Here is a 15,329-nt window from a genome sequence, read left to right on the forward strand (position 1 = left end):
CGGAAGACACAGCAAACGCTGTGCCAGTGCGGCTCGGACGGCAGCGATGGAGGGGTGAGCGTACGCCCCGCAGTAAGCTTCGCAGGCAGGTGCGAAAGAAGGCGCGAGGCGCTGAAACACGGTGAAACGGGCCGCCGCGTGTAAAACGGGCGGCCGCGCTCCGGGATTTACACGTGGCGGGTCAGAGGCGCGGTGATGACCGCAAAAGGCGGAGTCTTACGCGGCAGGGGTGTTCGTGAGGGGCTTTGTGTCGACAGTGTCACGAACCGAGCAAGCCCGCCGCGATGTTCACGCACAAACCCAGTACGGCGACGTTGAAGTAGAACGACAGGACGGACTGCGCGAGCGCGGCGCGGCGAATCGAACGCGAGCGCAGCACCACGTCCGACGTTTGCGAGGCCACTGCGATGGTGAACGAGAAATACAGGAAGTCCCAGTAGTCCGGCTGGAGCGCGTGGTCGGGAAACAGCAGCGGCGTTTCCTTTGCGTCGGCGTCGTAGTAAAGCCGTGCGTAGTGCAGCGTGAAGATGGTCGGGATCAAGAACCATGCGCCGAACATCGTGAGCCCCGTCAGCGCGTAGTGCCAGACGGTGGACGCGCCGGCCGTCCCCTTGGCCGAGGCCAGTTCCATCACGATGGCGGCAATGCTCGCAATGGTCGCCACGCAGATCACCATCAGCACCACGCCGGCGTTCTCGTCGTCGCGACGAGCGAATTCGCGTACGCGGCCTTCGTCGGCAACGGCCATGTGCACCCAGATCATCGCCAGATAACTCCAGATGGCCGCGTCCCACCCGGCCAGCACGCGGACCATCGGGCGTGTGTGCGCGGGCACGGCCAGCGCGGCGATGATGCCGAGCGCAAGGCCGACCAGCATGCGCGGTCGATTGCGAAGAACCTGTGGATAGTATTTTGTGAGCATGGAATGTAGGGTGTAGGGCTCTCGGTGCCGCGGATTCTACCCGCGCCTGGACCACCATTTGTCGAATGGGCGGGTCACAGGCTATAGTCTTTCGCAACGCCCTTGCGCGCCGCTTTCAGTTGAAAGGCGATTGGCAGGCGGCACGTTTATTTTGCCGTGCATGCCATGCCATGCATGCGGTTTTCATACGGACGTCATCACACCATGTCGCTCAGCTCGCACTGGGTGCGTGCGGGCTCACCAAAGACCGCTCAAGCGGCGCTAAGACCAGGTTTGGGGTAGAGATCGACGCCACGCGCGAATGGCATCACGCCAAGGTCGCGAGGCAAGTTGAGAATCACTCACCATCTGGAGTCCCCATGACAGATGTACCCAACAACAATGATGCGCACCACGAAGTGACGCATCTGGCAGAGTGGTCGTCGTCAGCATCGTTTTCCGCCTCGCGCAGAGCGTGGGTGCTCGGTGCATGCGCCGCGGCCGTGGCGCTCGCGTTTGCCGGCGCCGGCCACTCGCTTTCATGGGTCACCCCGGCGTTGGCCGATACGCCCCCGGGCGGCGGGCTCGACGCTTTCCTCGCACTTTCGCAGCGTCTCACCGGCCGTACGGGCTTCGACGCCTCGCTCGGCAAGCGCGTCTACGACGCCCTCGTCAAATCCGACAGTCAGTTCACGCAGAACGTCGCCGCGCTCAACACGTGGCTGCAAGGTCATGGCGGCGTACCGTCCGATACCGTCACGCAGGCTTTGCAAGTCGACCAGCCCGCGCTCGCGAAATCCGTGAGCGCGATCATGCGCGCGTGGTATCTCGGCCTCGTCGGTGACGTGCCGCATGTCGATGTGGTCGCGTATGAAAAAGCGTTGATGTTCGAGCCCGTCAAGGACGTGCTCACGATTCCGTCCTATTGCCGGGACGTGCCGTTCTACTGGGCAAAGAAACCGTTGAGCGCGTGAGCGATGTTCGTCTCGCGCGCGCCGCGTGGTTCGTTGAGTCATTCGACGCAGCGGCGGCACGCGCGTACAGCAAACAACGATAAGTGCTCTGCACAAGAGGGCAACAATGGCAAACTCAAATTCCGCCGACATCGTCGTGGTCGGTTCGGGCGTGGCGGGCGGACTGGTCGCGCATCAGATGGCGCTGGCCGGCGCGTCGGTGATTCTGCTCGAAGCCGGGCCGCGCATTCAGCGTTGGCAGATCGTCGAGAACTTCCGCAACTCGCCGGTCAAGTCGGACTTCGCGACGCCGTATCCATCGACGCCTTACGCGCCGCATCCCGAGTACGCGCCCGCCAACAATTATCTGATCCAGAAAGGCGACTATCCGTATAGCTCGCAGTACCTGCGGCTGGTGGGCGGCACGACCTGGCATTGGGCGGCCGCCGCATGGCGGCTGTTGCCGTCGGACTTCCAGTTGCACAAGCTGTACGGCGTGGGACGCGACTGGCCTTATCCGTATGAAACGCTGGAGCCATGGTATTCGGCGGCTGAAGTGCAGCTCGGCGTGTCAGGTCCCGACAGTTCGATCGATCTCGGCTCGCCGCGCTCGAAGCCGTATCCGATGAGCCAGCTTCCGCTCTCCTACATGGATCAGCGTTTCAGCGACGTGCTCAATGCGCAAGGCTTCAAGGTCGTGCCCGAACCGGTGGCGCGCAACAGCCGTCCGTACGACGCGCGGCCCACCTGCTGTGGCAACAACAACTGCATGCCGATCTGCCCGATCGCCGCGATGTACAACGGCGTCGTGCATGCGGAGAAAGCCGAACAGGCCGGCGCGAAACTGATTCCCGAAGCGGTGGTGTATCGCGTCGAAGCGGACAACAAAGGGCTGATCACCGCGGTCCACTACAAGGACCCGAACGGCAACAGCACGCGCGTGACCGGCAAACTGTTCGTGCTTGCCGCGAACGGCATCGAAACGCCGAAGCTGATGCTCATGTCGACGTCCGATAAATTCCCTCACGGCGTCGGCAACAGTTCCGATCAGGTGGGCCGTAACCTGATGGATCATCCCGGCACGGGCGTCGCGTTCCTCGCCAATGAACCGCTGTGGCCCGGACGCGGACCGATGGAGATGACCTCGATCGTCAACTTCCGCGATGGCGCGTTCCGTTCGGACTACGCCGCGAAAAAGCTGCATCTCTCGAACGGCGTGCCCACGATGAGCGTGACCGCCGATCTGCTGAAAAAAGGCCTGACCGGCGCCGAACTCGACCGGCAGATACGCGACCGCGCGGCGCGCACGCTGAATATCAACAGCTTCCACGAGCATCTGGCGGAGCCGCAGAACCGCGTGGTGCCTTCGGCGGATCACAAGGATTCACTCGGCATTCCGCAGCCGGAAATCTACTACTCGATCAATGACTACGTGAAGAAAAGCGCGGCCAATACGCACGAGCTGTATGCGCAGATCGCCGCGCTGTTCGGCGGCGCCGAGGTCACCTTCGACGACACCTTCGCGCCGAACAATCACATCATGGGCACCACGATCATGGGCAGCGATCCGGCGGATTCGGTCGTCGATGCGGACTGCCGCACGCATGACCACTCCAATCTGTTCATCGCCAGCAGCGGCGTGATGCCGACCGCGGCCTCGGTGAATTGCACGCTGACGATCGCGGCCTTGTCGCTAAAGCTGGCCGACAAGCTCAAGCGTGAAATCTGAGCGTGAACGGAGAGCCACAATGACGAAGAACACCTCTCGCGTGCAGCCGCTCGATACGCTGATGCAGAAAGCCCGACGCCGTCATCTCAGGGTCGCGACGTTGGCCGCGTTTTTTTCGCTGTTCGCGCTGTATGTCGCCTGGTATGAGGCGCACGGCCCCAACACGCAACCTAACGACGAACTGCCGATCACGCAGGCCCGCGCCGACGACGCCTCGCAAGCGATCAACGGCGCGGCCCTGTCTGCGATGGCGGCCGGCAGCGACCTGGTCAAGCGCGGCGAATACCTCGCGCGCGCCGGCGATTGCGTGGCGTGCCACACGGCGGACAAAGCGCGGCCCTTCGCGGGCGGGCTGCCGATCAACACGCCGTTCGGCACCATCGTGACGCCGAACATCACGCCCGATCCGGACACCGGCATCGGTCAATGGAGCGACGCCGATTTTCTGCGCGCCATGCATGAGGGCATCGGCAAAGGCGGCGAGCGCCTGTATCCGGCCTTCCCGTATGCGGAGTACACCAAGATCACCGATCAGGACGTGCTGGCGATTCGCGCGTATCTGAACACGCTCACGCCGATCCACTACACGCCGCCGGGCAACAGCCTGAAATTCCCGTTCAATCAGCGCTGGCTGATGGTGTTCTGGAACCTGTTCAATTTCACCGAGGGGCGCTTCGTGCCCGACCCCAAGCAAAGCGCCGAGTGGAATCGCGGCGCGTATCTGGTGCAAGGGCTCGCGCATTGCGAGGAATGTCATACGCCGCGCAATTTCACTCAGGGCCTGAAGTCGAGTGCGCGTTTCTCCGGCGCGGTGCAGGCTGGCTGGCACGCGTACAACATCACGTCCGACAAGAACAGCGGCGTGGGCAACTGGAGCGACGACGAACTGGTGTCGTATCTGTCGAGCGGCGCGGTGCCGGGCCGTGCCAATGCGGCCGGTCCGATGGCCGAGGTGGTGACCGACAGCACGCAATATCTGACGCGTGAGGATCTCGGCTCGATCGTCGCGTATCTGCGCGCGGTGCCGCCGATCAGCGGCGGCGAATCGCGCCCGCGCGACCAGTGGGGCAATCCCGCCGACGACGTCACGGCGCTGCGCGGCACCGCCATCCATGCCGTGAACGGTGCGCAACTGTTCGTCGCCAACTGCGCGAGCTGCCATAGCTGGACGGGCCAAGGCGTGGGCGCGAGCGCGCCGGGGGCGTATCCGTCGCTGATTCACAACTCCGTGGTGGGTGCGAGCGACGCCAACAATCTGGCGATGGTGATCCTGCACGGCGTCACCCGTACGACGAAACAGGCGGACGTGCTGATGCCCGCATTCGCCAACCAGCTCACCGACGACCAGGTGGCCGCCATCACCAACTATGTGACCAAACAGTTCGGCAATCCCCAATCGACCGTGACGGCCGACCAGATCGGCAAATTGCGAACTCAGCAATAGTGACCACGCAGACGGCGTGTTTCCGGTAAGGCCTGCCGGAAACAGGCCGCTTTTGCGTCGATTTGCGTCATTCTCGCCCTCCACGGCGCCAAGAAACGATGGCCAGCGCGCATACACATTGCGGATGCCGCATTATCATGGATCCATGGCTACCGTACTCGTCAATTCCGTCCAGCATCACCCGGCCAACCGGAGCGGCCGCGACTTCGTGGTCGGGGATCTGCATGGCTGCGTCGATGCATTGCGCTATCTGCTGCGCGTGATCACGTTCGACCCGGCGCGGGACCGGCTCTTTTCGGTCGGCGATCTGGTGGACCGCGGCGAGAATTCCGAACTGGCTCTGGCGCTGCTCGACAAGCCGTGGTTTTTCGCCGTGCTCGGCAATCACGAAGACACGCTGTGCGCGGTCGCCGACGGACGCTTGCGGCGTCAGTGGTGGTACGGAATCGGCGGCATCTGGGCCGCGCAATTATCCGACGAACGCTTGCAGGACTACGCGGAAATCTTGCGCGGGTTGCCGCTGGTGCGCGTGGTCGGCAGCGGCAAGGAGCGCTTCAATATTCTGCATGCCGAATTCTTCGGCTCGGATGCGGAACTCGACGCGGGGAATTTTTCCGACGACACCCGCCAGCGATTGCTGTGGGGCCGCGACCTGGCGTTGGGCAATGGCGATCCGCAGCGGCAGCGCGGTCTCTCGCTGACCTATTGCGGCCACACGCCGATGCGCGACATCAAGCAGGTCGGCTCACAGGTGTTCATCGACACCGGCGCGTTCGGGCCGGGCGGCAAGCTCACGATCGTGGAGCCGCTGGCCTTGCGGCGCTGGTCCGTCTCAACCGAAGAGGCTCGCGCGGAAGGCGCGGCGGCGCTGGCGCTGCCTTGACGGCGACGCGCGCAGTCCACGCGCAGTCCATTCAGGCCGCGCGATCAGCCGACCTGGTTGAGCTCAAACACCATATCCACACTCGTCCCGTTCCAGTTGTATTCCAGATACGCTGCGTGATGGCAGTCGCGCAGCAGCGTCGTTTTGAACGCGGCGAGGCATTCGCCGCCGTCATCCCGCACCGACGGATACGCTATACCCGGCGCACCCGACTCGCGGACGGCCCGGCCGAGCGACTGTCCGGCCAGATAGTCATCCGGCGACAGCACCGCGAGATCCACCGACGTGTCGCCGCGAATGTCCACTACGCTACCTTGCGCGACGACAGTGTATAGACGCATCTGCTGGCGCATGGGCGGCTCGGCCGTCGCTTCCAGAAATTTCCCCGTGTGATAGCGCGTTTCGGCGATCGCGGTGGCGCGTGAGCGCGCGCAATAGAACACGCCGTACGTGCCGTCCGAGAAACGGCTGCCGAGCGGATTCAGATGCGTCAACGCGGCCATGATCGGCCCATAGCCTGGTCCGAAGCGGCGCTCTTCGCGCGGTACCAGATCGAGTTCGCCGACTTCGGTGCGCAAACGGTCGTTGGTCATGGCTTCGAGCGCGTACAGGGCGTCGAAATCTTCCGGCGAGGCGACCCGGTCAAACAGATTGACGGCGGGAAAGCGCGTCGGAATCACGCGATACGCGGGCGACCAATCGAGCGGCGCCGTGCGCCAGCGGTCCTGCCAATGCGGTTGTGTCACGCCCAGCCGCCTCGCATTGCGTCGAGATACTGGCGCACGGCCACGAGGTCGCTGATGTTGCCCGCCAGCATGCGGTCCAGCGCGCGGCGTCCGCCGAACGGCGGCGCGCTGTTGGGGCGTTTGATCCAGGTGTCGGCGGCGCTGGCTTGCGGCAACAGGATTTGCAGCGCCTTGTAGATGCCGAGCAGCAGTGACAGGCGTTCGAGCGTGTCGCGCCCGAGGCGGGCCGTTTCAGGCGCCTGCTTCCATTTGAAGTAGGTGGAGCGGCCCGGCGAGCCGAGCAGCACGATCTGTTCTTCCGCGCTCAGGTCCCAGTCGCGCGCGATGTTGAAGAACGCGCGTAGACCCGCAGCGGACATTTCCGTTAGCGTGGGTTCCGAAACCGGCCGACGAATCGGCGCTTCGGGTTGGGTGGCACGGGCAGCGTGAGCCATGAGCGGGTAAGTCCTAATTTGTACTTGAAATTGATATTAGTCTAAATGTGGATTTTTGCAAGAGAATATAATCCTCGCTCGTCATGAAGTCGAAGATCAGGAGAAGCAGGAGATGGGCGTTCGAGCAGTAGCAGCAGGAGCGGCGCTTGCCGTGTGGTGTGTGTCGGGCTCGGCTACGGCCGCCGGTTACGCCGAGGTGTGGAACCCGCCCGAGGCGAGCGGGCATGTCGCGAAGCCGGGCAAGAAGGTCAAATCTGGCGCCGGTTCGAAGACCGCGTCGAAGGCTGCTTCGAAGCATGCCGCGCCGCGCGTTGCAGCGGCGGCGGGACATGGCAACAAGCCGGCGGCGCATGCCAGCGTGAACAAGGTGGCTGTCAAAGGCGGCACGAAAAGCGGGATCAACGCAACGCATGCAGGCAAAACCAAATCGAAAGCAGCCGTGATGGCGCAAAGTAAAAAGCCGCACGCGCAGCTCGTCCAGACGAAAGCGGGGCAGGGCAAAGTCGTGCGCGCGAATCTGGCGGTCCCGGCTCGTCAGGTTCACCCGCAAACGGCTAAGGTCGTGGCGAAAACCGGCGCGGAGAAACCGGCCGCATCCCCTGCGAATGTGCCGGCTCCATCCGCAAACGTTAGCGCCAATCCGGCGAACGCAACGAGCAATCCCGCCACCGCCAGCAGCGGCTCGCTGCCGCCGATCCTGCACTGATCTCGAACTCAGGCCGTGCGTTTGCGTTTCGGCTTGCTGCCCGGCGGCCCTAGCGCGGTGCGTCCAAGTTCGACGATGCGCGCCGACAGCTTTTCCAGGCGCGGCGACTGGACCTTCCAGGCGTGCCAGTACAACTCGACGTCGGTGGGCTGCTTCGGCGCCAGGTCGATCAGATCGCCGCGCTCGACGGCATCGCCGAATTCCAGTTCGGGCACCATGCCGTACGCCAGGCCGCGCTGGATCGCCATGTAACGCGGGACCGGCGCGGGCACGTAGTGACAGGGATAGGCTTCCGGCGGCAGGCCGAAGCGCGTCTCGAGAAAACGCGCCTGCAGCGCGTCCTTGCGTGAGGACAGGATCACCGGCGCGCGCCGCGCGCTTTCGCGCGTCAAGCCATTTGGAAACCACCGTTCCACGAACGCCGCCGACGCCACCAGCCGGTAACGCATCGCGCCAAGCCGTTCGGCGAAGCAGCCGCGCATGGGCGCCGGTTCGGTGGTGATACAGCCGATCGCGAGGCCGGAGGCGAGCAGGGCGTGCGTGTGGTCCTGGTCGTCGACGGTCAGGTCGAGCAGCACGTTTTCCTGCAGCAGGATGTCGGAGAGGGCGGGGAAAAACCACGTCGACAGCGTATCCGCATTGACGGCGGCGGCGACGCTGAGGAGCGCTTCGTCAGCACGTGCCAGATCGCTGGTGAAATCGTCTTCGAGCAGGGCGGCGCGCCGCAGATATTGCAGCAGACGCTGCCCCATCTGCGTTGCACGGCACGGCCGCGTGCGCACGATCAGCGGATTGCCGAGCCGCGTTTCGAGCGCCCGCACACGCTGCGATACCGCTGACGACGTGAGGTTCAGCCGCACAGCGGCTTGCTCGAAGCTGCCGGTTTCGATGACTGCGCGGACGGCGGCGGTTTGTCGGGGGTCGAGGTCCACGGATCTAATTTGAAAGAGATAATTTTTCTAGCTTAAGCGAAAGGCGGCGAATTTTATCCGCGGGGGAAGGCGGTGAGTCGTTTTGTCATTGCATCGCCAACCCGTTGGTCACCAACCGCAACGTCTCTGCCGACCGCTCGTCTCTTACCCTTGAATGCAGCGTGACGCGCGATTCCGGCAGCGCCGGCAAACCGAGCCGCGGACCGACGTCGATCAGGCCGCGCGGCGCCACGCGGCGCGCCAGCGGCGACACCGCCAGTCCCGCCGCCACGGCTGCGCCGACGGCCGCCACGCCGCCACCAACGAATACTTCCTGCCACGCAACGCCCGCCTGCGCGAGCGTTCGCAGCGCCACGTCGCGCACGTTGCACGGCGGGCTCAACAGCGCCAGCGCCAACGGCTCGCCGACTCGTGGCAACCACGCCGGCGTGGCGAGCCAGCCCAGCGGTTCGCTAAAAAGCACTTGGGCGTCCTCGCGTGGCGGTTCGTCGGCGCCATAGCGGACGATCACCGCGTCGAGGCGGCGTTCGTCGAATTGCGCGAGCAGCGCGGCCGACGTGCCCAGATGCAATTCGACTACTAGCCCCGGATCGTGCGCATTGAGCCTGCCGAGCAGGAGCGGCAAGTCCGGTCCCGCGACATGCTCGCTGAGCCCCAACGCAAGCCGCCGCCGCTCGACCGACAGCGAACCCAGCGCACGTTCATGCGCGTTCAGCAGATCGCGCGCGGCGCTGAGGAACGCGTTGCCGTCCGCGGACAGGCGCACCACACGCGGCGTACGCTCCAGCAATTGCTTGCCTAGATGCGCCTCCAGCCGCTTGAGCTTCAGGCTGACGGCCGATTGCGTCGTGTCGAGCGCATCCGCGGCACGGGTGAAGCTATGCAGGTCGGCGACCAGCACGAACGCCCGGACCGCATCGAGATCGAGAACTTTCATTTCGAGTGGATATAGATGAAATCATCAATGATGTCTGTTCATTATGGCTGAGCGCGCCTAAGCTGTGTTTACCCAATCAACGCAGCCAAGGAGTTTTCATCATGCCGCTCACACGAATCGCATTGCGCGCAGGCAAGCCCGTCGAATACCGGAAGGCCGTGACGGAGAGCATTCAGCGTTCGCTGGTGGACACCTTCAACGTGCCGAAGGACGACATCTTCATGCTGATCACCGAGCATGAAGCCGGCAATTTTGTGTACGACAACCAGTATCTGAACGTGCAGCGAAGCGACGATCTCGTGATCATTCAGATCACGCTGAACAACACGCGCACGCTCGAGCAGAAGAAGGCGCTCTACAAGCGTATGGCGGACGAGTTGGCGGAGTCGCCGGGGCTGCGACGAGAGGATGTGTTCATCAATCTCGTCGAGGTGCTGAAGGAGAACTGGTCGTTCGGCAACGGGATCGCGCAGTACGCGTTGTGAAGGCCGTGGCCATGCTATGACGTGAACGCGGGCGGCCATGCCGCCCGTCGTACGTTAGAAAAGCGGCAACGTCACGCAATCGTGTCGATCACGCCGCCGTCGACGCGCAGCGCCGCGCCGGTCGTCGCCGAGGCCTGCGGCGAGCAGACGTAGACGACCATGTTCGCCACTTCCTCGGTGGTGGCCGCGCGCTGGATGATCGAACTGCTGCGGTGCTCGCGGACGAACTCCGTGGCGACCTGCTCGACGGTTTTGCCTTGCTCCTTGGCCGTGTCTTCGACCATCGAACGGAAGCCGTCGGACAAGGTCGGTCCGGGCAGCACGGCATTCACCGTTACGCCGCTGCCGGCCGCCTGCTTGGCGATGCCGCGCGCGATGCTCAACTGAGCGGTCTTCGAAAAACCATAAGCAAGCATATCCGGCGGAATATTCAGTGCCGACTCGGACGAGATGAACACCACGCGGCCCCATTGGCGCTCCATCATCCCTTTGAGGTAGTGGCGCGTGAGCCGCACGCCCGACATCACGTTGATCTGGAAGTAGCGCTCCCAATCGTCGTCTTCGGTGGTGAAGATGTCGCCGGGTCCGAAGACGCCGAGGTTGTTCACCAGGATATCCGCCTGCGGCACGGCTTTCGTCAACGCGTCGCAACCTTCCAGCGTGCCGAGGTCGCCCGCGAAGCCCTGCAATTTCGCTTGTGGCGCAGACTTGCGGATCGTGTCGATCCCGCGGTCCACCGCTTCCTGCTTGCGTCCGTTGATGATGGTCTGCGCGCCTGATGCGGCAATGCCTGTGGCGATCGCAAGGCCGATGCCCGCCGTGGATGCACTGACGATAGCGGTCTTGCCCGATAGATCGATGTTCACTGTGATGCTCCTTGTTGACGTTGCGGCGGGTCAGCCAAAGCCGGCCGCGCCGAAAAAGCAAAGGGCCTAGTGTTCGAAGCGTCGAACTCAAAGTATCCCATCTATCCGTTTTCGAGATCCGCCAGGTGAGCGGCCGGTGGCGCAGGCCCGCGTCGCTATAATGATTCGTTGTCCTTTCCTCGGTCATCGACCGCTCCTCGCCATGACATCCGACCGCACCGATCCTTCCCGCGAAACTCTCGAACTCGGCGGCTCTGTCTGGTTTCAGGCGGGCGCGCAGACGCTCGGCGGCGCGTCGCGGATCGCGCTGCTCGCGGCGATCGGCGAGACCGGCTCGATCACCAGCGCGGCCAAAGCCGTCGGCATGAGCTACAAAGGCGCGTGGGATGCCGTCGACACGATGAACAATCTCGCCGGCGAGCCGCTCGTGGTGCGCCTGACCGGCGGCAAAGGCGGTGGCGGCACCACGCTGACGCCACGCGCCGTCAAACTGATCGAGACGTTTCGCGCGGTGGAACGCGAGCATCGGCGCTTTCTCGAACGCGCGGGCGCGGCGATCGAAGGATTCGCGACGGACTGGGATCTGATCGGCCGCATCGGCGTGAAGACGAGTGCGCGCAATCAACTCTACGGCACGGTGTCGGCGATCACGCGCGGCACCGTCAACGACGAAGTCACGCTGGCGCTGCCCGGCGGCCACGCGATCGTCTCGGTCATCACGCATGAAAGCACCGAGACGCTGGGGCTTGTCGAGGGCGCGGCGGCGTTCGCGTTGATCAAGGCCTCGTGGGTCGTGCTGCTCGTCGATAATGCCAGCGGCGCGCCGCTCAAACTCTCGGCGCGCAATCAGTTGCGCGGCACGGTGCAGAGCGTGAAGCGCGGCGCGGTCAATGCCGAAGTGTCGCTGGTGCTCGACGGCGGCGCGGTGATCACCGCGGTCGTCACGAATGAAAGCGTCGACACGCTCGGCCTCGTGGAAGGCGGCATCGCCGTCGCGGCGTTCAAGGCGTCGAGTGTGATACTTGGTGTGAAGGACTGAGCCCGCGTTGAAACGCTCGCGCTCGAATCAGGGCTCGGTGTGCGCGTAGCCGGCGAATGGATGATCCTCGCGCACGCAGCCGTCGCTGACCTGCACGACCTGATCGCCGAAGGCGGCGACGTCGTCGGGATCGTGCGTGATCAACACCATCGGAATATCGAGCCGCGTCTGCAATTCCGATAGCTCGCGGCGCATGCGCTGACGCAACGCGCTGTCGAGTGCCGAAAACGGCTCGTCCAGTAACAGCACCTGAGGTTGCGCGACGAGCGCTCGCGCCAGCGCCACGCGCTGCTTTTGTCCACCGGAAAGCTGCGCCGGATGATTGCCCGCCACGCTCTTCAATTCCAGCGCTTCGAGCCAGTAATCGATCTGCGGATGCGCGATCCGCTTGCGCGGATTGAGCCAGCCCTGCTGCAAACCGAAGCCGATGTTCTGCCGCACGTTCAGATGCGGAAATAGCGCGTAGTCCTGAAACAGAAAGGCGAGCTTGCGCGCTTGCGGTTTCAGATCGACGCCGCGCGCGCTGTCGAACAGGGCGTTGCCATGCAGCATGATCGAGCCTTCGTCGGGACGCAGCAGGCCGGCGATAGCCTGCAACGTCAGACTCTTACCCGCGCCGGACGGCCCGAACAGCACGACGCGCTGCGAGGTCGCCTTGAAGGCGACGTCGAGCGTAAAGCGGCGTTCGGCGCTCTGGAAGGTCTTGCGGATGTCGACGGCGAGCAGCATATCAACCCGACTTCAACAACGTGTGCTGCGGCACGAGACGTCCCGCGAGCAACAGGATCACGACGCACGTCACCGAGGTCACGAGCACGAGGAAATTCGCGGTGCTGTCGTCACCGGCCTGCACGGCTGAATAGACCGCTACCGAAAGCGTCTGCGTGCGGCCCGGCAGATTGCCCGCGATCATCAGCGTGGCGCCGAATTCACCGAGCGCCCGCGCGAAAGCCAACAGGCCGCCGGCGAGAATACCGCGTGCGGCGAGCGGCAGCGTCACGCGAAAGAACACGGCCGTTTCGCTGACGCCGAGCGTGCGCGCGGCCCGCTCGAGTTGCGGATCGACGGCCTCGAAGGCGGCGCGCGCCGATTTCAGCACGAGCGGAAACGCGACGACCGTCGACGCGATCACCGCACCCTGCCAGGTGAACACCAACTGGATATCGAAGCGGTCGAGCCAGCCGCCGATCACGCCGCGCCGTCCGAGCAGGACGAGCAGGTAATAGCCAAGCACGGTGGGCGGCAGGACCAGCGGCAGCATCAGCATCGAATCGATCAGGTCGCGCGCGCCCGAGCGCCAGCGCGACAAACCGAAGCCCGCGGCGACGCCGAAGACCAGATTGAGCGCGGTGGCCCAGCCTGCCACTTTCAGCGACAGCAGTAGCGGAATCCAGGCCTGTTGCATGAGCGTGCGTCGTCCCGGTGAAGTTAGTGCGCGGGCTTGAAGCCGTACTTGGCGAGCACGGCCTGGCCGGCCGGCGACAACACGAAGTTCATGAAGGCTTGCGCGTCCGCTGCGTGGCGGCTGCCTTCGACTTGGGCGATCGGATAGGTGATCGGCGTTTGCGTCGGCACGTTCAGCGCGACCTTGACCTTGTCCGGCATGACGGCGGCGTCGGTGCTGAACACGAAGCCGGCGTCGACTTCGCCACGCGACACGTAGTCGAGGCTCTGACGCACGTTCGACGCCAGTACGGCCTTCGCGCTCACGGCATCCCACACGCCCGCAGCTTGAAGTGCGCCCTGGGTGTATCGGCCGACCGGCACGGAAGCCGGATCGCCGTACGCGACGCGCTTCACGCCCGCCGATGTCAGATCGTTCAGACTGGTCGGCGCGAAATGGCTGTCGGTCGGCACGATCAGCACCAGCGAATTGGCGGCGAAGTCCTTACGCGTGGCCGGCACGGTCACCTTTTCGGCGGCTGCCTTATCCATGGCTTTTTGATCCGCGGACGCGAACACGTCGGCGGGCGCGCCCTTGACGATTTGCTGCATCAGCACGTCGGAGGCGCCGAAGTTCAGCAGCACCTTGGTGCCGGGATGCTGCTGCTCGAACACTTCGCTGACCGCCTTGAACGCGTTGGTCAGGCTGGCGGCGGCGGAGACCACCAGTTCGTCGGCGCGCGCGTTGGTGCTGATGGCGACGGAGACGGCGCTGGCGACGAACAGCGCTTGCTTCAGAAGGCGGCGGGAGAGTGTCATGAAGGCTTGGAAGTCCGGCGTGAACCGGATTAGCGGGTTAAAACGCTATCGTAATATATGAAAGGTTATAACGGTGGCCCATGACAATTATTCAGCGGTGCGCATGAAGCGGCTCATCGAACAACGGGAGATGATTCAGGCGTCGGACGAATGCGGCGGCGCCAGCGTATTGAGCGTTTGCGACAGCGGCGCCGTGGCCGGACGAACATCGCGCACCGCCTTCCACTTCGCGCGAATGAACGGCCGGTCATGACCGGACACTTTCAGCGCGATATGCGTGACCCAGCGCTGGGTCGGCACGTGCACGCCGTGCACCAGCACCGCGAGGACCATCATGCTGACGGCGACGGGCAGGACCGACAGCCGGCCCGGCTCCGCATGCCACGCGAGGCGGACGAACACCAGCGCCGCCAGGGCGCCGGTCAGACAGCCGGTAATGGCTTCAGACGGCGAGTGAGCGCTCAGCACGACGCGCGACAACCCCACCGCGATCCCCGCGGCAAGGCCGAGCAGCACACCGGCCAGACGGATGCCGGGACGCGCAGGCAACAGTATGAGGAAGAGCACGACCGGATACACCGCCGTGGACAGCATGGCATGGCCGCTGACGCCGGTGAAGTCCAGCTCTCGCACGCCGACGCCCCAGCCGAGGAACGCCAGCTTCGTCACCGTCACAATGCCGATGGCCGCGCCCAGCAGCAGCAGCCAGCCCGCCGCCAGGCGCCAGCTGTGGCCGACCGCCAGCCACAGCGCGATGGCGAGCGCAAGCGGCAGCGTCATGCCGGCGCCGCCGAGGCTGGTGATCGAATACCAAAGGTGGGCAGGTAAATCGGGCATGGCAAAAGCGCGACCAAGGCCGCGTAGAATCCGGTTGGTGGTGGGTTAACGCACGAGCGGCGCAAATCGCCGACTCGGCCGGCGCGGCATAGTGTCCCGCACGGCAAAGAATCAACCGCCAGTATAGACGGGTGCTGCAGGGCGGTCCCGCCGCGTGCGTAGCTTTTTGCCGCTGAACGTTAGCTGACGAACAAGTGGAAAAAATTCGGCCGACCAATGGCAAACAAAGAGCGGA

At 64.3% G+C, this 15,329-nt stretch carries 17 protein-coding genes; 7 read left to right on the forward strand and 10 right to left on the reverse strand.

The features are described from left to right. Nucleotides 1-259 precede the first annotated feature (259 nt). Complete coding sequence (locus PQR42_RS23620) at nucleotides 260-922, reverse strand: DUF1345 domain-containing protein (RefSeq protein ID WP_408205330.1); 663 nt, start codon at nucleotides 920-922, stop codon at nucleotides 260-262. Between the two features lie 359 nt (nucleotides 923-1,281). Here PQR42_RS23620 and PQR42_RS23625 point away from each other — a divergent pair, with 359 nt between their 5' ends. From PQR42_RS23625 to PQR42_RS23640, 4 genes are all read left to right on the forward strand, one after another. After that, the gene (locus tag PQR42_RS23625; protein WP_408386949.1) at nucleotides 1,282-1,875 is read left to right on the forward strand and encodes a sugar dehydrogenase complex small subunit; all 594 of its coding nucleotides are present in this window, start codon (nucleotides 1,282-1,284) and stop codon (nucleotides 1,873-1,875) included. Between the two features lie 106 nt (nucleotides 1,876-1,981). Further along, on the forward strand, nucleotides 1,982-3,583 hold the full coding sequence (locus PQR42_RS23630; protein WP_408386948.1) for a GMC family oxidoreductase: 1,602 nt from the start codon (nucleotides 1,982-1,984) through the stop codon (nucleotides 3,581-3,583). A gap of 19 nt (nucleotides 3,584-3,602) precedes the next feature. Then, nucleotides 3,603-5,027 (forward strand): c-type cytochrome, encoded by a 1,425-nt coding sequence (locus PQR42_RS23635; protein WP_408386947.1) that lies wholly within the window; start codon nucleotides 3,603-3,605, stop codon nucleotides 5,025-5,027. A gap of 145 nt (nucleotides 5,028-5,172) precedes the next feature. After that, entirely contained in the window at nucleotides 5,173-5,910 is a 738-nt protein-coding gene (locus PQR42_RS23640; protein ID WP_408205326.1) for a metallophosphoesterase, read from the forward strand. A 44-nt stretch (nucleotides 5,911-5,954) separates the two neighbouring features. On the opposite strand, the gene PQR42_RS23645 is transcribed toward PQR42_RS23640, so the two are convergent. Both PQR42_RS23645 and PQR42_RS23650 read right to left on the reverse strand, forming a co-directional pair. Beyond that, nucleotides 5,955-6,656 carry an RES family NAD+ phosphorylase gene (locus PQR42_RS23645; RefSeq protein ID WP_408205325.1) on the reverse strand — a complete coding sequence of 234 codons (702 nt, stop codon included), beginning with the start codon at nucleotides 6,654-6,656 and terminating at the stop codon, nucleotides 5,955-5,957. After that, complete coding sequence (locus PQR42_RS23650) at nucleotides 6,653-7,090, reverse strand: MbcA/ParS/Xre antitoxin family protein (protein WP_408205324.1); 438 nt, start codon at nucleotides 7,088-7,090, stop codon at nucleotides 6,653-6,655. Before PQR42_RS23650 ends, PQR42_RS23645 begins: the two co-directional genes overlap by 4 nt. A gap of 112 nt (nucleotides 7,091-7,202) precedes the next feature. Here PQR42_RS23650 and PQR42_RS23655 point away from each other — a divergent pair, with 112 nt between their 5' ends. Beyond that, complete coding sequence (locus PQR42_RS23655; protein ID WP_408386946.1) at nucleotides 7,203-7,796, forward strand: hypothetical protein; 594 nt, start codon at nucleotides 7,203-7,205, stop codon at nucleotides 7,794-7,796. Nucleotides 7,797-7,804: 8 nt separating this feature from the next. Here PQR42_RS23655 and PQR42_RS23660 read toward each other — a convergent pair whose 3' ends face one another. Continuing rightward, entirely contained in the window at nucleotides 7,805-8,728 is a 924-nt protein-coding gene (locus PQR42_RS23660; protein ID WP_408386945.1) for an HTH-type transcriptional regulator ArgP, read from the reverse strand. 85 nt (nucleotides 8,729-8,813) lie between these two features. Beyond that, on the reverse strand, nucleotides 8,814-9,665 hold the full coding sequence (locus tag PQR42_RS23665) for a LysR family transcriptional regulator (RefSeq protein ID WP_408205322.1): 852 nt from the start codon (nucleotides 9,663-9,665) through the stop codon (nucleotides 8,814-8,816). Between the two features lie 101 nt (nucleotides 9,666-9,766). On the opposite strand from PQR42_RS23665, the gene PQR42_RS23670 reads away from it, so the two are divergent. Further along, nucleotides 9,767-10,150 carry a tautomerase family protein gene (locus tag PQR42_RS23670; protein ID WP_408386944.1) on the forward strand — a complete coding sequence of 128 codons (384 nt, stop codon included), beginning with the start codon at nucleotides 9,767-9,769 and terminating at the stop codon, nucleotides 10,148-10,150. 71 nt (nucleotides 10,151-10,221) lie between these two features. Here PQR42_RS23670 and PQR42_RS23675 read toward each other — a convergent pair whose 3' ends face one another. Then, a complete protein-coding gene (locus PQR42_RS23675; protein ID WP_408493818.1) occupies nucleotides 10,222-11,016 on the reverse strand; it encodes an SDR family NAD(P)-dependent oxidoreductase in 795 nt (264 codons plus the stop codon). 202 nt (nucleotides 11,017-11,218) lie between these two features. On the opposite strand from PQR42_RS23675, the gene PQR42_RS23680 reads away from it, so the two are divergent. After that, nucleotides 11,219-12,055, forward strand: a complete 837-nt coding sequence (locus PQR42_RS23680) for a TOBE domain-containing protein (protein ID WP_408386942.1) — start codon at nucleotides 11,219-11,221, stop codon at nucleotides 12,053-12,055. 27 nt (nucleotides 12,056-12,082) lie between these two features. Here PQR42_RS23680 and PQR42_RS23685 read toward each other — a convergent pair whose 3' ends face one another. From PQR42_RS23685 to PQR42_RS23700, 4 genes are all read right to left on the reverse strand, one after another. Continuing rightward, nucleotides 12,083-12,784, reverse strand: a complete 702-nt coding sequence (locus tag PQR42_RS23685; protein ID WP_408386941.1) for a sulfate/molybdate ABC transporter ATP-binding protein — start codon at nucleotides 12,782-12,784, stop codon at nucleotides 12,083-12,085. A 1-nt stretch (nucleotide 12,785) separates the two neighbouring features. Then, nucleotides 12,786-13,460 (reverse strand): molybdate ABC transporter permease subunit, encoded by a 675-nt coding sequence (gene modB, locus PQR42_RS23690; protein ID WP_408205317.1) that lies wholly within the window; start codon nucleotides 13,458-13,460, stop codon nucleotides 12,786-12,788. Nucleotides 13,461-13,483: 23 nt separating this feature from the next. Continuing rightward, nucleotides 13,484-14,257 carry a molybdate ABC transporter substrate-binding protein gene (modA, locus tag PQR42_RS23695; RefSeq protein ID WP_408386940.1) on the reverse strand — a complete coding sequence of 258 codons (774 nt, stop codon included), beginning with the start codon at nucleotides 14,255-14,257 and terminating at the stop codon, nucleotides 13,484-13,486. 135 nt (nucleotides 14,258-14,392) lie between these two features. Then, a complete protein-coding gene (locus tag PQR42_RS23700; protein WP_408386939.1) occupies nucleotides 14,393-15,094 on the reverse strand; it encodes a phosphatase PAP2 family protein in 702 nt (233 codons plus the stop codon). Nucleotides 15,095-15,329: the final 235 nt, after the last annotated feature.

The sequence above is a fragment of the Paraburkholderia sediminicola genome, assembly GCF_046027355.1.
GTDB lineage: Bacteria > Pseudomonadota > Gammaproteobacteria > Burkholderiales > Burkholderiaceae > Paraburkholderia > Paraburkholderia sediminicola_B.